The following is a 23,234-nucleotide window of genomic DNA, read 5'->3' as shown; positions in this document are numbered from 1 at the left end:
TGCCAGGGAATGCCGTCGGAGGCCAGGGCCAGCTTTGGTAGATTAAGAGGTAGCCTTTAAGGGGATTGCCTCGAGGGGTGCCATGGACCCGATCGTTGCCGACTGGATCAGCCTCGCCCTGCGCTGGGCGCACGTCATGGTCGGCATCATGTGGATCGGCACCTCGTTCCACTTCATCTGGCTGGATGCCAGCTTGCGGCGGGAGCAGGGCATGGGAGATGGGCTGGCCGGCGCAACCTGGATGGTGCATGGCGGCGGCTTCTACCGCGCGACCAAATACATGGTGGCGCCGCCCGAGATGCCCGCGGACCTGCACTGGTTCAAGTACGAGGCCTACTTCACCTGGATCACCGGCTTCCTGCTGCTGGCGGTGATCTATTATCTCGGCGCCAATGATCTGCTGATCGACCCGCGGGTGATGGAACTGACGCCGATGACGGCGATCGGCATCAGCGTCGGCAGCCTCATTGCCGGGTGGATCATCTATGACCTGTTGTGCCGCTCGCCGATCGGCGAGCGGACGGGACTGCTGGCCTTCCTGGTTTTCTTGCTGGCCTGCGTGGCGTCCTACGGCTTTGCGCACGTGTTCAGTGGTCGCGCGGCCTTTGTCCATATCGGTGCGTTCCTCGGCACGATCATGGCCGCGAACGTCTTTTTCATCATCATCCCGAACCAGAAGAAGGTGGTCGCGGCACTGATGGGTGGCCAGGTTCCTGACGCGATACTCGGCAAGCAGGCCAAGCAGCGATCGCTGCACAACAACTACCTGACGCTGCCCGTCGTGCTGATGATGATCAGCAACCATTACCCCATGATGTTCGAGCACGCGCAGAGCTGGCTGCTGGTCGTCGGAATCCTGCTGTTCAGCGGCCTCCTCCGGCTCTATGCCAACATGAAGAACGCGGGCGCGTCCGGTTCGCCGGTGACGGCGGTCCTGTTCTATGCGGCAATGGTGGGGATGGGTGCCATCGCCTATGCCAGCTATAGGCCAGGGCCGGATCTCGAATCGATCGGCCCGGTGACGTTTGCTGATGTGCAGGCAATCGTGGCGCACCGCTGCCAGGCCTGCCATTCGGCGAACCCGACCGACACGGCCTACAGGGTGCCGCCCAAAGGCATCGCCTTCGACACGCCCGACCAGATCCGGCGCATGGCACCGCAGATCGAACGTATGGTCGTGCTGACCAAGGCCATGCCGATCGGAAACAAGACCGGCATGCTGCCGGAGGAGCGGCTGATGATCGCGAAATGGCTGGCGGACAACAAGGCGGGTGCCGAGTGACGGCGCAGAGATTCCGGGGGCCGCCGAGCAGCCTCGATCGCGCGCAGTTCGTGGTGCTCTATGGCCGCGTCTACGAGCATTCGCCATGGATCGCCGAAGCAGCCTGGGCAGCAGGCCTGAAGCAGGAACACGACACGGTGGAAGGATTGCATCGGACACTGGCCGCGATCGTCGATGCGGCGCCGCGCAAGCGGCAGCTGGCGTTGCTGTGCGCGCATCCGGATCTGGCGGGGCGGCTGGCGATGCGCGGCGAGCTGACGGCGGAATCCACCGCTGAGCAGGCGAGCGCTGGGCTCGACCAATGCACGCCGGCCGAGTTCCAGCGCTTCACCGAGCTCAACGAAGCCTACAAGGCCAAATTTCCCTTCCCCTTCATCATGGCCGTCAAAGGGAAAAGCCGCGGCGAGATCCTCGAAGCCTTTGAGCGGCGCATTCACCATACCGAGGAGGTTGAGTTCCGGACCGCTCTCTCGGAAGTGCATAAGATTGCACTCTTGCGCCTGCGCGACTTGTGACGGAACGCACCGGCCGGCGGGTTCGCCGCTTGAACCCGGCATGATAGAATGACCATGTACCAGTTGAAACCTGTTGGAATCGATGGCTCCAGGGTCGCGAGTCTCAGCGCTCATACTGCTTATCGGCGTGTATCTGCCGGGGGCGACGGCTGCTCAGTCACCAAGCCCGGTCGAAGCCGCAGGCGCGACCAAAGTCGTGCCGGCGGATGCCCTCACCTTGTCTGCCGAGTTCGAGGGCACGCTCGACCAGAGCGTCAACACCGCCTATTTTTGCAAAGGCGTTGCCAGATTCATCCCGACCCCGACGTCCGAAAGCCCGAGCGGCCAGGCGCTGCTGCTGACCCTCGATCCCAGCAACTCAAGTTCAGTGGGCCGCTGCGAACCGGACGATGCGGGCACGGAACGAGCCGAGCTTGCCGAACCGGATGCCGCGCGTCTGCCGCTGGGAACGGAGGTCTGGTACGGCTTTCGTTTCATGGTGCCTGCTGCCATGAAAGGGCGGTTCGCCGGCCAGCGCTTGGTGATCGCGCAGTTGAAGCAGCATCCAGAGACCTGCCCGCTCGGCCCGCGGCCATTCGGCCTGCCGGCGAATGCGCACAGTAATCCCACCGTCTCCCTGCGCCTGATCGAAGACAATGTTGGGGACGTAATGGGGTTGCAGCTCGCAGTCTCCGGGGACCAGGCGCGCAAGATCTCGGTGGGACAGCTCATGCGCCATCGCGATCCGTTCCTCGATCGCTGGCACGAGGTGCTGCTGCACGTGAAGGTGATGCCACAGGGGCGTGCGAGCCCCGGAGATAGCGGCTTCGTCGAAGGCTGGCTCGACGGACAGCCCTTTGCCGATGGCCTCTATGGCGTTGAGGATGACAGCGGCATCGTCGACCGCGCGGAGCCTTTCGGCTATAGCGGCCTGGTGGGCTGCACTTATTTCAAATACGGCATCTACCGCGACCGGCAGGATGAGCCCTGGAGTATCGCCTTCGACCGGTTCCGCCGTGGTGCAACGCGGAAATCGGTCGAGAGCTCCAGCCGTTGATCCGACCTTCAAGAAATTGCAGAGGCCGTCTGCCATTCCTGCACTGGTGCGCATATTGACCTGCCCATGGCCGGGCGTATCGTGGCTAGCATTGGGAGGAATGGTTCATGAGCCAGCAGCCGAATGACGATCTCAGCAGCCGCCACGTGAAAGCGGGGCCGGAGCGTGCGCCGCACCGCGCCTTCTACTACGCCATGGGCTTGACCGAGCAGGACATCGCCAAGCCGTTCGTCGGCGTGGTGTCGAGCTGGAATGAATCCGCGCCCTGCAACACAGCGCTCAAGGGCCATGCCGAGGTCGCCAAGCGTGGCGTCAGCGCGGCGGGCGGAACACCCCGCGAGTTCGTCACCATCACCGTGACCGATGGCATTGCGATGGGCCATTCGGGGATGAAATCCTCGCTGGTCAGCCGCGAGACCATCGCGGATTCGGTCGAGCTGTCGGTGCGCGGCCATTGCTATGACGCGCTGGTGGCGATCGCCGGATGCGACAAGACGCTGCCGGCGATGATGATGGCGATGCTGCGGCTCAACGTGCCGTCCGTTTTCATGTATGGCGGCTCCATCCTGCCCGGCAATTTCAAGGGCAAGGACGTGACCGTGCAGGACGTCTACGAGGCGGTCGGCAAGTACCAGTCTGGCCAGATCGACCTTGCCGAGCTCACCGCGCTCGAAAAGATCGCGTGTCCATCGGCTGGCGCCTGCGGCGGGCAATTCACCGCCAACACGATGGCCTGCGTGTCCGAGGCGATCGGCCTGGCATTACCCGGCTCATCCTCACCGCCCGCGGTGATCGCCGAGCGAGAGGCCTTTGCCTTCCAATCCGGCGAAGCGGTCATGCGGCTGTTCAGGGACAATCTGCGGCCGCGCGACATCGTCACGCGCAAGGCGCTGGAGAACGCGGCGGCAGTCGTGGCCGCAACGGGCGGCTCGACCAATGGCCTGCTGCATCTGCCCGCGATTGCCAACGAGGCCGGCATCGATTTCGACGTGTTCGACATCGAAGCGGTCCTGAAGCGCACGCCCTACATCGCCGACCTGAAGCCGGGCGGCCGATACGTGGCGAGCGACATGCATCGCGCCGGCGGCGTGCAGCAGGTGCTGAAGACGTTGCTCGAGGGCGGCCATCTGCATGGTGACGCCATGACGGTCACGGGCAGGACGATGGCGGAGAACCTGGAAAGCGTGACGTTCCGCACCGACCAAGACGTGATCCGTCCCGCCAGCAATCCGCTGGCGCCGACCGGCGGCGTTCTGGTGCTGAAAGGCAACCTTGCGCCGGACGGGGCGGTGGTGAAGGTCGCAGGCATGACCAACACCAGCTTCCGCGGTACGGCCCTGTGCTTCGACCGTGAGGAAGACGCATTCGCGGCGGTGAACGATCGCGCCTACAAGGCAGGGGACGTGTTCGTGATCCGCTACGAAGGGCCGAAGGGTGGGCCCGGCATGCGCGAAATGCTGGTGCTCACCGCGGCAATCTATGGCCAGGGCATGGGACAGAAAGTGGCGCTGATCACCGACGGGCGCTTCTCGGGCGCCACACGCGGCTTCTGCATCGGCCACGTCTCGCCGGAAGCGGCGGTCGGCGGCCCAATCGCGTTGGTTAGTAACGGTGACGTCATCGAGATCGATGCCGACAATGGCTCGATCACGGTCGAATTGTCCGATCAGGAACTGGCGAAGCGCAGGGCCGGCTGGAAGCCCCGCCTGGCGCAGTATCGATCCGGTGCAATCTGGCGCTATGGCGAAACGGTCTCCTCGGCGCGTTATGGGGCTGTGACGCATCCGGGAGCGGTGCGGCAGAAGGTGGCGGAATAGCGATGGAAGAGAGCCGCATCCGCAGCTACGCGGAGTTCTGGCTGTTCTATCTGCGCGAACATGCCAGGCCCGAGACCCGCGCCTGGCATTTCCTCGGCACGGCACTGGTGCTGGTTTCGCTAGCCCTGTTCCTGGCGGGGCAGGGTTGGGGCTGGTTGATCGTCGCGCCGATCGCGGGCTATGGACCTGCGTGGATCGCGCATTTCTTTGTCGAGCACAACAGGCCCGCGACCTTCCGCTACCCGCTCTGGTCCCTGGTCAGCGACTTCAGGATGTTCGGTTTTTGGATCTGCGGGCGGCTTGATGGCGAGTTGAAACGAGCCGGCCTCCGTTAGGCTTCCTTTCGCGTCATCCGGCCACCCACCATGCGCGTTGCGATCGCGGTGCCGAACAGGCGCTGCCTGAAGGCCGCGCGCCGCACGAGGCGCGCTCCCGGAATGCGCGGGCATTGACTCAGCAACGCGCCGGCCAGACGCGCACGCCTTCGTGGTTCGCAATATGTTTCGATGGCGGTGAAGAAGCGCGCCAAAGATTTTTCCATCACCGAGGCCTCGGATCCGGGCGACCAGAATGCCATATCCCGATCGTCGAAGCGGCGAGCCATAGTGCAACAGCGATCGATCGTATCCGTCAGCAGGCGATAGATCGAATCAGGAGCGCCATCCGGCCATCCGCCGTGACCTTGCAGACGGCTTCGATGGGCGCGCATGGCGGCAAACATCGGCAGCGCGGAAGGGATGCCTTGAGCGGCCTCTTTCAGCGCCTCGGCGGCCTCTGTTGCCGCACTGCGCACGCGTTCCGAACGCGCCGAAGCAAGCCAGTATCGCGCGCGCTCGGCGTCAAGGATGTTGAGATAATCCGCGCCATGGCGCCACGCGTGCGGATGACGGGCAAGATCGCGCAGTCCGCGCAGCAGTGCCACGGCATGGCTGTCATCCTTCGGCTCAGGCGTCATATGCAAGCTGTCATGAAAGCGCCTGAGCCGCGTGCCAAGCGTGCGGTTGCCGATCACCTTCACGCCGGCGAGGCCGAGATGCTGCCAATAGCGGAAGTCTGAGGAGCGCCGCAGGTCCTCTTCAAACGATGCCGCTGCGAGCAGGCGCCAGCGCGGGATCATCACGGTCTGCAGGAGAAAGGGAAACCCGACGATCATCGATCGGATCGGATGATCGATCGTGCGGAACCGCTCTTTCATCTCCGCGGGCGGCGAGACGCGCATGTCGATCCATTGCGACTGGCTGTAGCAGAGGTCGGAATCTGCGCAGATGCGAAATGCTTCCAGCTTGCGCTCGACCGCGCTCGGCAGCAGCAGATCGTCACTGTCCAGGAAATGAACGAAGTCGCCGGTCGCTTCCTTGAGGCCCAGGTTGCGGGCGCCGGCGACACCGCCATGAGCGCGGCGGCAGAGCCGCACGTCGGAGCCGAAGCGCGCAAGTGCAGCCGCCGGATCGTCGGTCGAGCCGTCGTCGATCACCAGAACCTCGATCGGCCGCCAGGTCTGAGACAGGCAGCTTTCCACCGCTTCGACCAGCGGCCTCGCGCGATTGAACACCGGGATGAGGATGGTCACGAGGGGCCGGAACTCCACCCGATCAGGGGCGAGGCAATGGCCCAGCATCTTGGCATGGTAGACCCGCCGCGCCCGCTCGGGGGGCGACTCGTCGGTGGGGCGTGGCTGGCACAAGGTCGCGAGCTGCTCGGCGTGCCATACCGCGCCCGGGCCGACGCCTTCCGTCGCGATAAGGTCGGTCGGCGCCTCAGGCGGCGGCGGGAGGAACGAAGCCAGCTCGGCTGCGAAGGTGCTGGACCATTCGGCGAAAACCGGGCTGCCCGGAGCAGCCAACTCCGATAAAATGCGCAGGGCCTTGACCAGAACGGGATTGGTTGAGGGGCTTGCGTCGTTCATGGATGAGTCGTGGCCCTCTCGCCGCGGAGAGAGCAACCTAGATGCCTGAAGTGCCGTTTGCTGTCCATCGAAAGATCAGGTCGCCGGCTGCTGCAATCTTAAGAAGCGGGACGTTGTGATTGATGTTGTAGAGAGCGGAGGCTCCTCGCATGCAAGCAAATGACAACCTCGAAGATGATGTGAACGTGTTCGGCGATCGGCTGGCGCCGTGCTCGATCGATCCGGTCACCGGCTTTTATCGCGACGGATGCTGCTCGACCGGTGTGGACGATCGCGGACGCCACGTCGTCTGCGCGGAGATGACCACGGCGTTTCTCGAGTTCTCCAAACGCGTTGGCAATGATCTGTCGACGCCCCGGCCTGAGTTGGGTTTTCCCGGCTTGAAGCCAGGCGACCGATGGTGTCTATGCGCCGACCGCTGGCAACAAGCGCTGGAGGCTGGTGCCGCACCGCGCGTCGTTCTCGGCGCTACCCACCGGTTGGCGCTCGAGCATGTCGACCTGGCGGACCTCAAGCGCCACGCACTCGATCTGGCGTGAGCCGAGAGCGCTGCGCGATCAAGCCCAACGCCCCCATTAACTATAACCGCTCGTCGCCATCAGGCGCTGCGCTTGGTAGAATAGTGGCGCCGCACTCTGCAGCGGCTACTACGCGCACGGAGAGGGGAGGGACCATGAGCCGATCCATACTCGTCGCCTTGCTGAGCGTTGCCTTGAGCAGTTGCGTCGTCGATCCCATCAGCCCGAACATCTGGTCGCTTTCGCGGACCGATGCAAACAGCAAAGAGGTCTTTCTCGGCGGGCACCTTACGCTCGAAGCGTGCCAAAGAGCCGGCCTTGAGGTGTTCACCCAAATGCGCGGCGATAACGGTGTGCTGCAATGCCGCCTGAACTGCCGCACGATCAAGAAGGACGATCCGGTGACCTGCGAAGCCACCGAGCCGGTCGGCTAACGGCACGGGAATGGATGGAGCAAATCAAAATGGGCCGACTTCACCCGGCCCATTTTACTGAGTGGTCTCACTGCAAGATCGTGGCCACGCGCGTCATTTGATCGCCGTTCGGCGATGCCGATCGCAAGGAGGCCCGTCGTTTCAGAACACGGACAGCAGAAGCTGCACCACGCTGACGGACATGATCATGCCGCCGAGGAACGACACGGTCGCGCCCACGGGGATGCGATAGTTGCCAGGGCCCTGAAACGTACTCAACCGGAACGTCGTGCCGCCGGCACTCGCTGCAGCTCCCAAAGCCAATCCAATGAGTCCCATAGTCATCGTCGGTCACTCATCTTTGCCGTAAAGCCAACTGTCTCGGCCTGCTAGGCGGGGCATGTCGACCCCGCTTACATTCATACCGCTGCAACCCAGGCAACAAGGAGCGCAGCGACAGAGACATATGATGATGATACACACGACTATCAGTGCTACGCAACAAACGGCATTCGGCTTAAATCAGCCGAAAATTGTAGCTATATCGTCGATGAGCGACGCGTTTATGATGAAGAGAGCGGTAAGGAAAACAGCTGGTTTGCGCGAGGCGCAACGATCGACCCAAGTCACTCGTCGCGCTCTCTCTCCCGCCATTCGATCAGGTCCATCAGGGTCGAGCGCAAGTCTCCATAATCCTCCACGGCCACAAACTGGTCGATGGCTATTCCGCCGTTGCGGAGCGGGAACAATCCGAACTCGTAGGTGAAGATCCCGCCGCTGGTCTTCTTGACCGAACTGACGCCAAGAACCGGACAGCGCGTGCGATATGCAAGCGCGTAATCATCCATCCACGGCTCGTCGGGATCGGTCGGGAGCAACTCGTCGAGATATCGCCCGACAATATTAAAGCCGGTCGCTTCTCGCGCGCGTGTTCCGACCAAGCGGTAGCGAATGCGGAACGGATCGTGCTCGACATCGCTGATGAGGATGGTGGGGAGCAGTGGCTTGATGTCCGCCGGATCGAGGTCTCTACGATCCGGAATGTCGCCGCGGCATTTGCTGAGCCACCAGTGATGCATGAATCGGACGAGGTCCGAACGCACGTCTTCGGGGTTCTTGTAGACCGCCACGCGGACCTCTGCTGATTCGAGCGAGGAGGGATTGTTTGCCGGTCCCCTGTGCTGCGCAACCATTCTGAAGGCGTAGACGCGCGGTGACCGCTGGGCAGGGTCTCTGGTACGGCGGCGGCCCGTCCCTCAATGGGCCAGCCGCCGACCAGCCCCCTCGCGTGGCGCTACGATGCCTGCAGAATGTGTACGGTAGAAAGGATGACGGCCGCGCTGGCCGTGCAAATACCAAGCAGGATCAGGAGGCGGGCATTGAGCTCCGCGCCGGATACGGCGGCGCGACATTGGGTGCGCGGCGATGATGGTCGAGAGACTTCGCCCGCTGCCTGCCCACGGCGGCGATGCACAGCCGGGAGCGGCACAACGTTATCGGGAAGGTTCAAGCCAGGATTCTGGACAGTCATCGTCGCGGCCTGCGGCGCAAATCGGCACAAGTCGGCGCGCATCTGACACAAATCGCAGCCTGCCGGAAAGTCGGCGAACGGCCTATATCGATCGGCCTAGGGAAGGAGCGCGGACCGATGAACGCCGTCTACTGGCTTTTCAGTGCCGACACCGTCTCGCGGCTGACGGCCAGCACGGGCGAGAGGCGGATGGATTGCCGATAGGCGTTAAGTGCCGAAAGCGTGCGCTGGCCTGCGATGCCGTCGATCGGCCCTGGATCGAATCCCTTGTGCTTCAGCTGGGTCTGCACGGTCCGAATCTCGGACGCGCTCAGCGAATTGGTCTCGAGCCGGTCCACGACCGCCTCGAAATTGACCAGCGGCGGTTCGAACGTGCTGGCGCCGCCGAACGGTTCCGCCGCTTCGGATTCCTCGACCAGCGCGAACTCAGAACCTGCGTGGAGCCCGAGCAGCGGAACCATCACGACCAGCCCAAGAGCCAGAAACCCCGCAATCTCTTCCCTGACTTCCTCGAGCGCCTCGTCGCGCCGCCGGCTGGATTCGCGCAGCAGCACGCGGAACGATAGATCGGTGAAGCCGGTTACCAGCATTTGAAAGCGCATCGGCTAGGGATTCACAAACCAACATCGGCGAACGTGCAATGTTCCCGCGGTCTGATTGTTTGCGTCTCGTTCCAAGGAATTTCCTTCGCTCGAACGCAGAATGCGGAGGGGCGGTCGCGTGGGATTCCCTCATCCCGAGGTTACATTCCTTCCTTAGATCCGGGTCGGCAGTTCCCTATAGCCGGCCGGACGGCGGCGACGCTGGCGCAAAACCGTCCTGCCGGCGCGCCGCCACTTTTCTGCCCATGCTCGCCTTGGCCCCTTTTTCGTCTGCATGGTGTTGTGTCATTTGGGACGTCTGGAGCGGTCAGGATGGCGATGTCGCGGATTCGGAGATTTTGGAAGCAGACCTTGGCGGCCGTGAACAGGGCTGCAATCTGGAGCGACCGGCACCTGCCGCCGGGCGTGCGTGCCGGCCTCGGCATCCTGGCAATGGCGTGCGGCTTGGTGGGGTTCTTGCCGGTGGTAGGTTTCTGGATGTTGCCGCTGGGCGCGGTGTTGGTCGCGCTCGACATTCCGCCGCTGCGCCGGCGTGTCCTGCGCTGGCTGGCGCGTCACCAATCGAGCAATTGATACGGGAAAGGTTGCGCCTAGCGCGGGCTCTCGGCCATGGAACCTTCGACCTGCTCGCACGCGGGACCAACATGCTGCGCGAGCTGAGCCGCGAGCCCGCCCGTGAGCGCCAGCCAGCACATTTTGAAGTCGGCGAGCGCGCCCCATACGGGATTCACAAGCACCAGCGACTTGGACCCGTCGCCGAGCCGATGAGAGGCGAGGGCAATCCCATAGCCGATGATGATGCCGAGGATCGTCAGCCAGATTGCCTGCAAGACAAACGACGTCGCCACGGTGGACAGGGCGATCGCGGTGGCAAAGTAGTGTCCGATCCGTGTTCTGCGGTGCTGGTGTGCGCGCAGATAGAGCGGCCAGAATTCCTTGAAACTCGTCATGGACCTGTCCCGGCGATGTCTGTCCCACAGGCGGCAGGTAAAACGGGATTGCAACGCTTGGGGGGGCGGAAAGTTCCGGCGCGCTGCAGTGCACCTTGGCACCCCACGATTTGCGCCGATACTGCCGATACTTAGGTGGGGGGCGCGGAAGCCGGCCTGCGATCGTTGTCGGATGGCGCGCGGATGAGGAGGAAGCCGCGCGTCCTCGCGTTATCGGGCGCCAACGGCTCCGCCATTGCCGCAAAAAGTTGCGCGGTGGAGACCCAGACCGCGGGCGCTTTGTAGCGCGACACGTCGAGGATCAGAAAGCGATCGCTATCGGCGTCGTAGGCGCCGAGCGGGGAGATATGGCCGGGGCCATCCTGCTGCAAAGCGGTGCGGCTGTAATTGACGATGACGTGGCCGCCCGGCCTCTCCAGATGCTCGACCGCGAGCTTGCGGAACTCACGGACGCTCGATGTGCCGGCATAGCGCGTGTCGACAGACACGCCATAGACAGCGAGCACCTGCGCAACGTCCGTAAGGGCCATGCCGCGCCGTTCGACGGCGCGATCGGTGACGATCGATTCGGTCAACCCGTTCAGGACATTCTCCTGCGTGAAAAGCGGATAGGAGCCATAGGCGGTGGCCGTCGGCGCCGGTACCGAGAGCGCGTTCAGCACCATGGCAATCGAAGCGGGCCCGCAGTGCGTGAGGGTCTTCTGCGTTTCGAAGTAGGAAACCAGTGGCAGGAATGCGGCGTTCGCCTCGCTTTCGAACAGGAGGCGCTTCCCTTCGGGTGCATCAAGCCTGACCAGCCCGGGCGCGACAATCCGCGCCGGCGCCGCGAGATCCGGATGCGGCTCGTGGCTGGCGATGACGATGACAGAACCGACCCCAGCGGCGCACATGACAGCCGCCACGATCACAGCCTCGCGACCGACCTTCAGCTTCAAGGCTCCCACGGTCGCACCCTTCCGCATACTGGCTGAAGGAATGAATTCGGACACGAAATGTTCCAGCGCGGACCGTTCTTCAAGGACAGATGTGTCCTTGGGGCAGGAGGTTGACCAGCAACCGACCTGTTCCAAGCCAAATGGCGGGTGTCGGCGATGGCGCTATGCCCAAGGGCATACGTCGTTTGCCGCGGACGCCCTCAACATCTCTTAAGCTTCCATTCACAACGGGTCAGTACTCATGGTGTAGGAGGTTTCAAAGCAGATGTCCGCCAACGACAATCAACTCAAGCTACCGCCGAACTGCCACCAGGACACGCTGGCTCTGTACGGCTATTGGCTGGAGAAGTGCCGCGGACGACGCATGCCGGCCCGATCGGATCTTGATCCGATCGAAATGCCTCGGGCGGTGCTGCCAGGCATATGCCTAGTTGATGTCGTTCCGGACGAACGAAGGTACGTATATCGTCTGGTCGGGACGGGGGACGTCGAAGTGCGCGGCTACGATCCAACTGGTAAGTCGGTAGCGGAGGGGTATTTCGCGCCGACGCCAGCTAATGCCATTGCTTGCTATGACAGGGTTGTAGCAACCAAGGTCCCACTCCTCGATGCTGAACCGTTCATGGCGCCGAATGGCCGGTATGTGACAGAGGAAACGCTCTTCCTTCCGCTGTCGGAGGACGGGATCAACGTCAACATGGTCCTGGCCTTTTCATATTGCAGGCATGCGAGGCCATCGAACCCTCATTTGGGTTCCGAGCGACGCCGTGCGTCGTAGTGTTAGGTAGAGCAAATGGCCGGTCACCAAACGGTCTATCGATCACCAACGGTCTGACGCGTCATCGAAGCCATTCCAAGAACAGGCAGCGAAGCGTGCTACCGACCCCTTCGCCGATGTCGATCAGCTCGCCGCGTGAAGCCGCTTCTTTGCGATAGATAGTGGCGACGCGCTCCAGGCGAGGGCCGCCCAAAACGCATCGCCCTTTATGCCGGCCGCTTGGGGAATACCCCGCTGAAAGGGGCGCGACCGAGACTCTGAACAGTGGGCAGCGAGATTTGTTTTCTGCTGAAGCGCTGCCGTCTGAGCGACACCTTGTTTGACGCGTGATTGTCACGTGTGACTTTAGTCAGAAAGTAACACCTCTGGAAGGCGGCGGAGATCATTTGGCGTGGAGTTTTAATCCCATCTCAGGGCGACGACGCCAAACTCCTCAATTACCAGTAGGAATGAAGATCAGCACAGCATTCGCAAATCGCATCTCGCTCTCGCATGTTCATCACGGCACGACACGGCTTTCACACCGCTTCGCCGGCAATGCATCACACGGGGCATTGTTCAGCGACGTGGGAATGAGCAGCGAATCTGCCCAACTGAGTTTGCGCGGAAGTTGCCGAGTTCCTCGCATAAGCCACTAACGATGCTGCAGGAAAGCGCGGCCCTCTCGGGATGACGATCTCGGGAGCGGCGGTCTAGCAGTGACGGTCACCGCTCCTGCGGAGCGAGCGCATTGAAGCAACGTTTCAAATACATCGACCGAACCAAAGGGCTCGCAATTCTCTTGGTTGTGCTCGGGCATTTGATTGCGCGCGAGGCGCCACCAGGCGAGAACGTCGAGTGGTACATGGCCGTCAAGGGCGCAATCTATACGTTCCATATGCCGCTTTTCATGGCAGTCAGCGGCTTGGTCTACGGCTTCAGCTGGCGCCAACATGCCACCATGGCAGACGATCTGACAGACGCGCGAAGGCGGATCATGCGATTATTGCCAGCATATCTGCTCATAGGGCTGTTGGTGTTTGTGGGGAAACTGACGTTCCAATCGTTCTCTCCTGCCGTGGACAACAAAGTGGATGGTGCGGCGGAACTGCTGGAGTTGCTGTTTGCGCCGACCGCAAGCTTCTCTTCGTTTCTGTGGTACATCTATGCGTTGTCGGTGATCTATCTCATCTTTCCGTTGGCTTTCCGCGCGGTCGGTGGGCGGGTTGTCTGGTTGCTGCTGATCGCGATGATCTTCTGGTGGCTGCCCAGCAGCAGATGGTTCGCGTGGGATATGCTGCAGATCTTGAGCTTCTTCTTCCTTGTCGGCGTGATCGCAGGTCGTCATCACGATGACACGCTGCGTTGGCTGGGGTTGCTGTGGGTACCGGCGCTCATGCTCTTCGTCGTGGTTGTGCCGGCAGGCTCCGACGACGACCCGGTCGCCGCTCGCTGGGCCGCGGCGGCACTCTCTGTCGTGGCGATTCCTGGTTTCATGCGCGCGACTGAGTCATGGCACCTCGGAGCTCTCGATGTTCTGGGTCGATACACCCTGATCATCTATCTCACCAACACGATCTTCATTGGGCTGGTGAAAGTTGCCTCATACCATCTCGGTTTCTGGCACGCGTTGTATTTCCCGCTTATCGCCATAACCATGACCTTGGTCGCGATTGGTGGCGCTATGATGCTCAAGCGTTGTTTCCTGCCCTTGGTGCCGCCATTAGACCGCATCACCACCTGAACTCGCCAACCGTCCAGCTTCACCTCGTGCACTCAATCAGGACCGTTCGGCGAACGGTCGATCAGGTGGCACCGCGCGAAGGAAATGAACTCCGGCCGTAGGCTCTCGTGGTTTAGTCGATTCCGACGAGCCCGGGCGGTGCCGCCTGTTCGGGTGTTTCTGGTCGATTTATGCACTTGACTTTGCCCTGGTCCGCTGCGGGAACGTTCTCGCACTCGGGGAACATCAGGGTAGTTCTCTCCCGATTCGTGGAACAGGCGGACAGAACTATGGCAGCTAAAAACGCGACGACTACAACCTTCGGCATGGCTCTCCTCCTTCGGGCACAGCAAAGGGCGGCGAGATGCTTCTGGGGAGAGCCTCGCCGCCCTAGCGACCGCCTGCGTCGTGAGTCGCCAAATGCGTCAACAGCACTGTTAGCCGATCGTTCCGGCCAATCGGCTACCGACTGCCCCGTCCAGGAATGGGAGTTCTGTTCTTTTGCCGTGAGCACCAGTCCTCATGCGCGATGAGTTCGCCAAGCTGACGGCAATCGATCCATGTTCCGCAATCAGGACAGCGCAAGAAGTGATCGGCCTCGGTCTCGATCGGCGGACCGGAAATGACTTGATACATAGGATCGGACGCTGCCACTCCAGACCAACAGCGTGGCCGCTGCGCTGCTGCGGCGGCGGACAGCAGATCCTCGAAGATGTTATTAGGAAGTGCGCGGTCCCATCACTCTCAGGCAGGGGAGCGATGATGCCACCGCTCCCCTGCGAAGTCTATTTGTTTGGCGCCAGGTTCCGAGCGGCTTCAAGGTGCTGCCGCAGTGTCGGCAAGGTCGCGCTCGCGAACTCCGCCACTTCTCCCTCACCGGACTGAGACTGCTCCTCGTACTTCTCGATCTCTTTTTGATGATTCATCACCATGTGCTCGGCAAACGCCTTGTCGAACTCGGCGCCCGAGAGGCTCTGGAGTTCCTCGAACTCTTTCTGCGCCTCCGGCTTGGGTTCATCTGGCACGGACACACCGACGTCCTTGGCGAGGTCGGTAGCCTTCTCCAATGACTGGGAGTGGTCCTCGACCAAGGTTGCACCGAAGGCGCGCACGTCTTCCGATTCACCGTTCTTCTGGGCCAGCTCTCCGATCTGGACTTCTGCCATGGAGCCCTGGATCGCTTCCTTCAAGAACATGGCGTCATCGGCGGCCCAACTTGCCGATGCCATGAAGGCACCCACCAGAGCTGCGCTCGTTAGTCCAAGGATTCTGCTTTGCATTTTCCACCTGCGGGCTAAGAAATTCACAGGCCGTCAACCGCGGCCAGCCGGGCGCGTTGCATGACCAGCAAAACCGACGGCCGGAACTTCGCGGGAGTTGAAGCTGTTTTCGTGATCTAGGTTTGGAATAGCATCAAGGACACCGGCCATGGTTGATGACCCCACCAAGCACGCCGCTGATCGGCTTCGCATTGACGTAAGCCAGGAGTACGAGTGCCGTTACTGGGCCGAGCGGTTCGGCGTTTCGCCGGGCGAGCTGCGCGATGCTGTCTCGAAGGCTGGCCCGATGGTTGAGGATGTTGCGCGTGCACTCGGGAAGTCTGTCAAGGATACCGGCGGCAGTCGGACGTAGCATCCGCGCTTGAGTGCGATTCAGCCCGCAGAGATAGACCGCGCTGAGCAGCTGGCGGGGTTCTTTATTCAGGCTGACGAGTGTGCGCAAGTTATCCACCGCTCAATCGCAGATATCCACTAGGCAGCCTCAGATATCCACTGCTTGTTGCTCGAGGACGCTCGAAGCTCAGCGTCACGAAGGGTAGTATTTATAAGCGCCCTGGGGGACTCCGACATTCATGATCCCCGAGCATGACGCCGCGCCGGCAGCGTCTGAGGAGGGAGGAACCAGACATGCCGCCGGTTGGCAAGCCGCGCTAGCGTTACGCTCCACGCGGACATCGCTTGCCATCGATGGGCGCGAGGCCGGCGGCAACCTGCGGCCAGGCTGCCGTTGCCGTCGGCCACTATGGCGCCAGCAACTCCGGCCCGTTGTTTTTCACATTGTTGATCGCCTTGCCGAGCGGTCGTTCCCGCAGCACGTCCTTCACTGGTCGCATCAGTGCCGCGGCTTCATCTGGTGAGGCCCGCAGCCAGGCTTCAATGTCCTCCAGCTCGAGCACGCACGGGCATCCGTTCATGGAACTGTACCGCGAATGCCTCGGCGCCGTCGCAACGACGGTTTCCTTCCTCTCAACTTTGTCTATGCTCACCCAGTGGTCCAAGAGGCCTGCGAGCGCGATCGGCTGGCGATCTTTCCTGGTGGCGAGATGCGCAGTTTTATCGCCCTTTGGCTTGGTGAAGCCGGTCGCCGGCACGACGCAGCGCCGCGTTTTGAACGGCTCGCGAGCCCTCGGCTTGGGGGGCTCTGGCAAGCTAAGAACGAGGAACGAACATTGCCACGGCGTGTTGTTGACGCATTACACCTGGCTAATGCCGAGTTCGAACGATGCCGAGGTTCCGCTGCTTTCTCATCAATCAAGATGACACGGTAGGAAACTTCGAGTCCCTGGAGCTAGAGAGCGAAGAACAGGCTATCCAGCGGACTAAGGACCTGTTGCGTAGTAGTTCTCTCGCGGTGGCTGCCGAACTATGGGAGTCCGGTCACTTTGTGGCTCGGGTCCCTCGGGAAGATAGTAACGACCGCACCTAAAAGTGCAGACCACTCCAGGTGATGCTCGATTGGATTCCGCTCCTATCGCGGTTTGATGCTCATTGTTTACTTCACCCGGACGGGCAATTGGATCGGTCAAATGTGAACAGCACAATGAAGCGTTCCGACGTATATCTATCGCTCGCCGCCGACTGCAAGCACATGGCCGAAGGCACGGAGGATATGCCCCGTCGCAACATGCTCACTAACATGGAGGAGTGCTGGCGAGTCTTGGCAGCACGGGCACTCAATTCGGAGGAACTTGCGGGCGAGACAAACGATCTCGCCTCAGCTGGATCGGTGAAACCGTAGCGCACCGGCAGTCACCCTGCGGCATCCACGCACCCCGGTAAATCATAGTCCAGCCGCTCGCGCCCTCGGGCACGAGTATCGCGATGTACGTATCCATTAGAACCCGTCCGATGCCCCACCACCGGCTCCCGGTGGGAATGATTGCGCCGGTGACCGGTCAAGGTGCGGATAATCCCAGGCCTGATGAACTCGTATTGGGGCTCTTTGCCGGCTGTTTAGTCTTTGTCGGCGGTGCCCGTCCCCCACGGTAGCCCGTCGACAGCCGCCTTTCCCCAGAGGTGGCACCGCGCCGGCAGTGGTCCCCCGCCGCTGCCGGCGCAATTTTTTGGGGGGCTACGCCAGCAGCTCCGGCGTATTGTTCTTCACGTATGTCCCTGCCGTCTGGAGACCTTCACAACGGGCATTGATGGTGGAGAAAGAGAGTTGCCATCCTTGGAGAACCATGGGATCAGGCCCCATGTCATCAGGCACCAGCTCGCGACTTCCTTCCTTACTTTGACGCACGACAGGAAGCGCCGCTGTGGGAGCGGCGTTGTAGTACGCTGGCCAGTTCGGCAGCTCGGCCTATGGTCTGAAACCACTGGCGCACGGCTTCGGGCGGGAGCGTGATGGCGTAGCGTCCGCACATGGCTAATTCTCGAAATTAGGTACGTAATTACGCCGCTTTAGAAGCCGGCGGCGTCGAGGTGAAGTGTCCCGCGAACTCGCAGGTCCACCGCACGCCAGTCGCCTCGAAGGTCAGCTCCGACCAACCCCCGAGCGCAGGCCCGACAACGCTTTCCAATACCGTGCTGCCGAAGCCCATGGACGCGCGCGGCAACACGTTTGGCCCGCCATGCTCCTTCCACACGATGCGCAGGGCCTTCGGCTCGCCGTCCACGGTGCTCCAGGTGACATCGACGCGACCGGCCGGGCTCGACCAGGCGCCATACTTCAGCGCGTTGGTTGCCAACTCGTGCATTGCCATGCCGATATGCTGCGCCGACTGCGCGGTGATCCACACTTCTGGACCGCAGAGGCTCACGCGCGTGCCGATTGCGAACGGCTCGAGCTGCGAGAGGATCAGCACCGCAAGCCGCGCATCCTCGCCGCCGGAGAACACCAGGTCGTGCGAGCGTGACATCGCCATGATGCGATCGCTGAATGCCTTCTGGAACTGCTCCACGGTGAGCGCGTTACGGCCGACCTGTCGCGCCATCGAAAGCATCACGGCCATTTGATTCTTCACCCGATGCGTGACTTCGCGCATAAGCATGGTTATGCGCTCCTCGCGCCGGCGCGCCTGATCTATCGCACCATCGAGCACTTCCCCCAGTGTGCCGAACTCGTCGCGCCCGCTCAGGCCTGACTTGGCTTTCAAATCCCCCGCACGCCAGAGTTGTGCCGTTGCCACCAGACGTGATACAGGCTGCGCGATGAAGCGGCGGCCGAATAAGGTGGACGCTAGAATAGCTACCGAAACCGCAAGTCCTATGACAAGAAGCGACCGGAATGCCGCGGCATAAACTCCGGCATAGGAATAATCGACACCAACTCCAGCGCTGACATAGATGTCGTACGGTGGCACAGACAAAGGTTCGTAGCCGAGTACCCGCTCAGTGCCATCCTGGCTGGTCAATTCTATGCTGCCTTCCGCGGGCTCGTGTAGCAGATGGAGAAAGGCGTCCGGAATACGAGTGCCTATGAATCGCTCCGGTAGGGGCTGGCGAGCTATGATTGTGCCCTGCCGATCTGCCATCGTAATTGATCCCTCTGGCGCTGCACCCCGTTCCGCAAGGATTGCGCTGAGCCATTGGAGATCGATGGCGGCGATGACGACCTGCTCGACTTTATTCCCGGGAGTTACGACGGGCATAGCGAGCGGCAAAACTGGACGGTTACTGAAGCGGCCGATGGTATACTCCCCAACGACGAAGCTCCTGCCGCTGAGGGCTTGCTGAAAATAGGGTCGATCCGCCACCGACACTGGTGGTGCTGAGCCTGGTCCGCATCGCACCACGGCGCCTTGATCAGCTACCGCGAGCGACGTCAGTTGGGGAAGCTTCGCGAGCACGTCTTGGAGGAACCGCTCGCAAACCTCCCAATTCTGCGAGCGAACGCTGGGCGACAGCGCCACGGTTTGCAACACCCCTTGCAAGCCGTCCAGTATGCGCTGCATTTCCCAGGCAGCATTGCGACCGTAGTCCAGTGCAAGACGATGGGTTTTTGCGCGCTCCTGCTCTATCAACGAGTAGGCGTTGTAGAGATCAATTAGTACGATCGGTGCGACAGCAGCGGCTATTATCCATCCGAGTCGTTGTGTTAGCTGCATTTCCCACCCCTGCAAAGCGCCTTATGCCGTCGTCGCGGGACTGTTGCATCATACACGACATGCGCTCACTCGCTGGGCGTCGAATGCGGCGGGATCGGCGGCTCTTTCACTGATGCCCGATCACCAGCCGCGCACGCCCGCCGCACTTTGAGCAACGCAGCCGGCGCCTGAAGCGATCGGCTGACATGTCGCCCGTGCGCGCGATGATCGCGGCCAGATCCAAACGCACATTGTGCCCGCAGCGCAGCTCGTCACGGCAATAGGCCCATGGCACCCACTCTGGGCCAGCGTAGTGGCTGATGGACTCTCGCCTCTCATGGGCGGGCATCGGGTCGGTATCGGGCATGCGCCCATATGGGAACAATACGAGAACAAAGTGCAAGCGACTAGTGGTAGCGCGGCAGAGTTAACGTCCGAGGCGGTGATTGCTATGTGCTTGCTGGGCTAAAAAGTAACGTTTGGCGCGAGACCGCTAAGGCATCGATCTATAATGGCGACCCCGACTGGATTCGAACCAGTGACCTACTGCTTAGAAGGCAGTTGCTCTATCCGGGCTGAGCTACGGGGTCTGGCCGTATGCCGCTGTCAGTGCGTCCAGCGGCCGACGCGATCATATCTGAAATTGTCGGCGTAGGCTTTCACCTGAAGCCGTCTGGGCGCGGGCTCCTCGACCGTATAGGCGTAACCTTCGCGTTGCGCGTATGCGATCGCCTCTTCCTTGGTGTCGAACTTCAGCAGCACCTGCGTACGCATGTTGTCGGAAGTGGTCCAGCCCATCAGGGGATCGGCCTCGCGCTTCACGGGCGAGACGAACTGGAGCACCCATTGCCTGGTATTACCATTGCCCGACTGCATCGCATTCCGCGCCGGCTGATAGATCCGCACCTGCATCCCAAACTCCCCAGAAACGCCCTTTTCCGGATGGTCGGGGTGACTGGATTCGAACCAGCGACACCCTGCTCCCAAAGCAGGTACTCTACCAGGCTGAGCTACACCCCGCCGGCCACCGGAAGTCGAGCGGGAAGCTAGGTAAATAGCAGGGTTTTTGCAAGGGCGGCATCGGGGCAAAAAGGCCTTCCGCCCCAAGTCCGGCTGGGCAAATGCTTGAACCAGCTCAAAAACCCTAGGCGGCCTGCAACATGGCGGGATCGCCTGTCACCTCGGCCTTCAACCAGGCTCCAAAGGCCTCAATGGCGCGTTCGGCGCGGCGCTCGGCCGGGCAGACCAGATACCAGCGGGCTGGCTGGCGGACCTCCACGGCAAACGGACGAACGAGGCGCCCGAGCTTCAGATCCTCCGCTACCATGAAATGCGGCGCGAGGGCGACGCCCTGACCATCGAGCGCCGCCTCGATCGCCAGCAGATAGGAATCGAATTGCGGTGCGGCGCGGCCCTTGAGGTTGGGTACGCCGGCTGCATTCAGCCAGAGCTGCCAGTCGTTGGCGGTGGTATAGACCTGCAGCAGCGCGTGGTTCACGAGGTCCACGGGCTGGCGCAGGCCTAGCCCGCTCTGCGCCACCGCCGGCGTGCAGACCGGGAACAGCAGCGCCTCGAACAAGAGGTCGTAGTGCAGGCCCGCCCGGTCGGGCGAAGACGTGCAGATCAGGCCGAGGTCTGCGATGTGGGGGTCGAACTCCCAATCCAGCACGCTGGTATTGATGCGCACGACCACACTCGGGTTGGCGCTCTGGAAGCGATGCAGGCGCGGGATCAGCCATCGCACGGCGACCGTCACATAGACCTGCACCCGCAAATCGTCGGTCAGTCGGGAGCGCCGCAGCAGCTCGGCACCCTGGGTCAGGCGGTCGAAGCCGTCGCGCACCAGCGGGAACAGCAGGTTGCCCGGCTCGCTGAGCGCGATCCGGCGGCCGGCCCGGTCGAACAGCCGTGCGCCGAAATGCTGCTCCAGCGCCGCGACCTGATGGGAAATGGCCGATTGGGTGAGGCCTAGCTCCTCCGCCGCAACCCGAAAGCTTAGATGCCGCGCTGCGGCTTCGAAAGCGCGCAGGGCGGAGAGCGGGGGCAGATCTCGGCCTTTCATTCCATGAGCCAGGTTCATGTTTCCGTGAAATAGTCTCGCTTGTTGACCCATTGTTTTCAAGGGAAAATCAGAAGGAAGTCAGGCTTCACCCGAAGGGTCATCTTATGAGCGTTGTTCAAGCTGAATCGCCGCGCCGTGGGGGGCGGGAGGCGCGTCGTGCATTGCGTGCGGCGCCGCTCGCCATGAATGAGCGCCCGGTTTGGCCGGGAATGAATGGCGGGCGCTTCAAGCTTTTCAGCCAGGAGGAGATGCAGAAGATCCACGCTGCGGCCCTCGACGTGCTGGAGCAGATCGGATTCGCCGACGCGATCCCCAGCGGGATCGAGGCGATGACGCGCGCGGGGGCAAAGCTCGGCTCGAACGGGCGGCTCACCTTCCCGCGGGCGCTGGTCGAGGACACGGTGGCGATGGCGGCGCGGCGCTTTCCGCTGCAGGCCCAGGACCCCAAGTTCGACATGGAGCCCTGGGGCACCAGGGTCTATTTCGGCACCGCCGGCGCGGCGGTGCATATCATCGATCCAGTCACCGGCGAATATCGCGAGAGCACAACCAAGGACCTCTACGACATCGCGCGCGTCGTCGATGAGATGGAGCACATCCATTTCTTTCAGCGCGCCGTCGTGTGCCGGGACCTGCCCGATCCGTTCGAGATGGATTTCAACACCTGCTATGCAGCCGTGATGGGCACGACCAAGCATGTCGGCACCAGCTGGGTGGACCCGAGGCATCTGCGCGCTTCGCTCGAGATGCTGCACATGATCGCCGGCGGCGAGGACAAGTGGCGCGCGCGTCCTTTCGTCAGCCAGTCGAACTGCTTCGTCGTGCCGCCGCTCAAGTTCGCGCAGGATGCGTGCCGGTGCTTGGAAGTCGCGGTAGAAGGCGGCATGCCCGTGTTGCTGCTATCCGCGGCGCAGGCGGGTGCTACCTCGCCGGCGGCGCTGGCGGGCACGATTGTGCAGGCGGTCGCGGAATGCCTCGCTGGCCTGGTGTACGTGAACGCCCTCAAGCCCGGCGCGCCGGCGATCTTCGGCACCTGGCCGTTCGTGTCCGACCTGCGCACCGGCGCGATGTCGGGCGGCTCGCCGGAGCAGGCGTTGCTCTCGGCAGGCTGCGCGCAGATGTTCCAGTTCTACGACCTGACGGGCGGCACTGCCTCCGGCATGACGGATTCCAAGATCCCCGACGCGCAGGCCGGCTACGAAAAGGCGTACAACCATGCTTTGGTCGGCAATGCGGGCGCGAACCTGATCTACGAATCCGCCGGCATGCACGCGAGCCTGCTCGGCTATTGCCTCGAAAGCATCTTGATCGATAACGACATCCTCGGCGCGACGCAGCGCACCATCCGCGGCATTGAAGTCACCGACGAGAGCCTGTCGGTCGAGACCATCAGGCAGACCTGCCTGGAAGGACCGGGCCACTATCTCGGCTCCGAGCAGACACTGCGGCTGATGCAGAAGGAATACGTCTATCCGACTGTCGGCGATCGCACGTCACCGAAGGAATGGGTGGAGCGCGGCTCGACCAACATTGTCGACAAGGCGATCAAGCAGACCAAGCTGATCCTCGAACGCAACTTCCCGCGGCATGTGCCGGATGCGGTGGACGACGCGATCCGGGCCAGGTTCCCTGTGCGCCTGCCGCGCGAGGCGATGCGGCCGAAGGTTTGACGTTTGGCTGTTCCTTCCACTCGCTCTGGCTCTTGCGTCATGGTCGGACTTGGTCCGACCATCCACGAGCTTCGATGGGCATGTCGGAAAGGTGGCAGGCAAACTCGTGATGGTGTGGACGGCCCCCGCGCGGCATCGATGTGCCAGAATGAGGTCGTTGCAGATCTCATTGAAGGGAGCCGTCCATGGATAAGCTTATCCGCATTGGC

At 62.2% G+C, this 23,234-nt stretch carries 23 protein-coding genes and 2 tRNA genes; 12 read left to right on the top strand and 13 right to left on the bottom strand.

Annotated elements, in window-relative coordinates:
- Window positions 1-82 precede the first annotated feature (82 nt).
- The 5 genes from DTX69_RS27060 (at window position 83) to DTX69_RS27040 (ending at window position 4,985) form a co-directional block, all read left to right on the top strand.
- Window positions 83-1,282, top strand: a complete 1,200-nt coding sequence (locus tag DTX69_RS27060; RefSeq protein ID WP_119304712.1) for a urate hydroxylase PuuD — start codon at window positions 83-85, stop codon at window positions 1,280-1,282.
- Complete coding sequence (gene uraD, locus DTX69_RS27055) at window positions 1,279-1,797, top strand: 2-oxo-4-hydroxy-4-carboxy-5-ureidoimidazoline decarboxylase (protein WP_284736103.1); 519 nt, start codon at window positions 1,279-1,281, stop codon at window positions 1,795-1,797. The genes DTX69_RS27060 and uraD overlap by 4 nt, the downstream gene beginning before the upstream one ends.
- Before the next feature lie 127 nt (window positions 1,798-1,924).
- Entirely contained in the window at window positions 1,925-2,833 is a 909-nt protein-coding gene (locus DTX69_RS27050; protein ID WP_162917602.1) for a heparin lyase I family protein, read from the top strand.
- 107 nt (window positions 2,834-2,940) lie between these two features.
- Entirely contained in the window at window positions 2,941-4,650 is a 1,710-nt protein-coding gene (gene ilvD / locus DTX69_RS27045; protein ID WP_119304709.1) for a dihydroxy-acid dehydratase, read from the top strand.
- A 2-nt stretch (window positions 4,651-4,652) separates the two neighbouring features.
- Window positions 4,653-4,985, top strand: a complete 333-nt coding sequence (locus tag DTX69_RS27040) for a DUF962 domain-containing protein (protein ID WP_119304708.1) — start codon at window positions 4,653-4,655, stop codon at window positions 4,983-4,985.
- Here DTX69_RS27040 and DTX69_RS27035 read toward each other — a convergent pair.
- A complete protein-coding gene (locus DTX69_RS27035; RefSeq protein WP_119304707.1) occupies window positions 4,982-6,556 on the bottom strand; it encodes a glycosyltransferase family A protein in 1,575 nt (524 codons plus the stop codon). The genes DTX69_RS27040 and DTX69_RS27035 overlap by 4 nt on opposite strands.
- 149 nt (window positions 6,557-6,705) lie before the next feature.
- On the opposite strand from DTX69_RS27035, the gene DTX69_RS27030 reads away from it, so the two are divergent.
- A complete protein-coding gene (locus DTX69_RS27030; protein WP_119304706.1) occupies window positions 6,706-7,095 on the top strand; it encodes a DUF2237 family protein in 390 nt (129 codons plus the stop codon).
- Between the two features lie 134 nt (window positions 7,096-7,229).
- A complete protein-coding gene (locus DTX69_RS27025; RefSeq protein ID WP_162917601.1) occupies window positions 7,230-7,508 on the top strand; it encodes a hypothetical protein in 279 nt (92 codons plus the stop codon).
- 141 nt (window positions 7,509-7,649) lie between these two features.
- Here DTX69_RS27025 and DTX69_RS27020 read toward each other — a convergent pair whose 3' ends face one another.
- The 3 genes from DTX69_RS27020 to DTX69_RS27010 all read right to left on the bottom strand — a co-directional run bounded on the left by DTX69_RS27020 (window position 7,650) and on the right by DTX69_RS27010 (window position 9,620).
- Window positions 7,650-7,832 (bottom strand): hypothetical protein, encoded by a 183-nt coding sequence (locus DTX69_RS27020; protein ID WP_119304704.1) that lies wholly within the window; start codon window positions 7,830-7,832, stop codon window positions 7,650-7,652.
- A gap of 281 nt (window positions 7,833-8,113) precedes the next feature.
- Window positions 8,114-8,617: a PAS domain-containing protein gene (locus tag DTX69_RS27015; protein WP_162917600.1), complete on the bottom strand. Its 504-nt coding sequence runs from the start codon at window positions 8,615-8,617 to the stop codon at window positions 8,114-8,116.
- A 529-nt stretch (window positions 8,618-9,146) separates the two neighbouring features.
- Window positions 9,147-9,620 carry a peptidoglycan-binding domain-containing protein gene (locus DTX69_RS27010; RefSeq protein WP_119304702.1) on the bottom strand — a complete coding sequence of 158 codons (474 nt, stop codon included), beginning with the start codon at window positions 9,618-9,620 and terminating at the stop codon, window positions 9,147-9,149.
- Window positions 9,621-9,971: 351 nt separating this feature from the next.
- Here DTX69_RS27010 and DTX69_RS27005 point away from each other — a divergent pair, with 351 nt between their 5' ends.
- A complete protein-coding gene (locus DTX69_RS27005; protein ID WP_284736102.1) occupies window positions 9,972-10,193 on the top strand; it encodes a hypothetical protein in 222 nt (73 codons plus the stop codon).
- A 17-nt stretch (window positions 10,194-10,210) separates the two neighbouring features.
- Here DTX69_RS27005 and DTX69_RS27000 read toward each other — a convergent pair whose 3' ends face one another.
- Entirely contained in the window at window positions 10,211-10,570 is a 360-nt protein-coding gene (locus tag DTX69_RS27000) for a DUF962 domain-containing protein (protein WP_119304701.1), read from the bottom strand.
- Window positions 10,571-10,701: 131 nt separating this feature from the next.
- A complete protein-coding gene (locus tag DTX69_RS26995; protein ID WP_162917599.1) occupies window positions 10,702-11,559 on the bottom strand; it encodes a phytochelatin synthase family protein in 858 nt (285 codons plus the stop codon).
- A gap of 211 nt (window positions 11,560-11,770) precedes the next feature.
- Here DTX69_RS26995 and DTX69_RS26990 point away from each other — a divergent pair, with 211 nt between their 5' ends.
- Together DTX69_RS26990 and DTX69_RS26985 are read left to right on the top strand one after the other, a co-directional pair.
- Entirely contained in the window at window positions 11,771-12,283 is a 513-nt protein-coding gene (locus tag DTX69_RS26990) for a PAS domain-containing protein (protein WP_119304699.1), read from the top strand.
- Window positions 12,284-13,013: 730 nt separating this feature from the next.
- The gene (locus tag DTX69_RS26985; RefSeq protein ID WP_119304698.1) at window positions 13,014-14,006 is read left to right on the top strand and encodes an acyltransferase family protein; all 993 of its coding nucleotides are present in this window, start codon (window positions 13,014-13,016) and stop codon (window positions 14,004-14,006) included.
- Between the two features lie 764 nt (window positions 14,007-14,770).
- Here the strand turns inward: DTX69_RS26985 and DTX69_RS26980 are convergent.
- Complete coding sequence (locus DTX69_RS26980; protein WP_284736109.1) at window positions 14,771-15,181, bottom strand: DUF4142 domain-containing protein; 411 nt, start codon at window positions 15,179-15,181, stop codon at window positions 14,771-14,773.
- Between the two features lie 232 nt (window positions 15,182-15,413).
- On the opposite strand from DTX69_RS26980, the gene DTX69_RS26975 reads away from it, so the two are divergent.
- Window positions 15,414-15,617, top strand: a complete 204-nt coding sequence (locus DTX69_RS26975; RefSeq protein ID WP_119304696.1) for a DUF3606 domain-containing protein — start codon at window positions 15,414-15,416, stop codon at window positions 15,615-15,617.
- Between the two features lie 388 nt (window positions 15,618-16,005).
- Here the strand turns inward: DTX69_RS26975 and DTX69_RS26970 are convergent, their stop codons facing one another.
- From DTX69_RS26970 to DTX69_RS26935, 6 genes are all read right to left on the bottom strand, one after another.
- The gene (locus tag DTX69_RS26970) at window positions 16,006-16,413 is read right to left on the bottom strand and encodes an SOS response-associated peptidase family protein (RefSeq protein WP_119304695.1); all 408 of its coding nucleotides are present in this window, start codon (window positions 16,411-16,413) and stop codon (window positions 16,006-16,008) included.
- Window positions 16,414-17,658: 1,245 nt separating this feature from the next.
- The gene (locus DTX69_RS26955) at window positions 17,659-19,314 is read right to left on the bottom strand and encodes a sensor histidine kinase (protein ID WP_119304692.1); all 1,656 of its coding nucleotides are present in this window, start codon (window positions 19,312-19,314) and stop codon (window positions 17,659-17,661) included.
- 491 nt (window positions 19,315-19,805) lie between these two features.
- Window positions 19,806-19,883, bottom strand: a tRNA-Arg gene (locus tag DTX69_RS26950).
- 16 nt (window positions 19,884-19,899) lie between these two features.
- Window positions 19,900-20,205, bottom strand: coding sequence for an ETC complex I subunit (locus DTX69_RS26945; RefSeq protein ID WP_119304691.1), 306 nt, complete (start codon window positions 20,203-20,205; stop codon window positions 19,900-19,902).
- Window positions 20,206-20,236: 31 nt separating this feature from the next.
- A tRNA-Pro gene (locus tag DTX69_RS26940) sits at window positions 20,237-20,313 on the bottom strand.
- Between the two features lie 124 nt (window positions 20,314-20,437).
- Window positions 20,438-21,355, bottom strand: a complete 918-nt coding sequence (locus DTX69_RS26935; protein WP_162917596.1) for a LysR substrate-binding domain-containing protein — start codon at window positions 21,353-21,355, stop codon at window positions 20,438-20,440.
- Between the two features lie 104 nt (window positions 21,356-21,459).
- Here DTX69_RS26935 and DTX69_RS26930 point away from each other — a divergent pair, with 104 nt between their 5' ends.
- Window positions 21,460-23,025: a trimethylamine methyltransferase family protein gene (locus DTX69_RS26930; RefSeq protein WP_119304689.1), complete on the top strand. Its 1,566-nt coding sequence runs from the start codon at window positions 21,460-21,462 to the stop codon at window positions 23,023-23,025.
- Window positions 23,026-23,234: the final 209 nt, after the last annotated feature.

It is taken from the genome of Dongia deserti (assembly GCF_003574735.1).
In the GTDB taxonomy this organism is placed as follows: domain Bacteria; phylum Pseudomonadota; class Alphaproteobacteria; order Dongiales; family Dongiaceae; genus Dongia_A; species Dongia_A deserti.
Note: the sequence above shows the minus strand (reverse complement) of the source record. Positions and strands in the feature narration are given on the sequence as shown.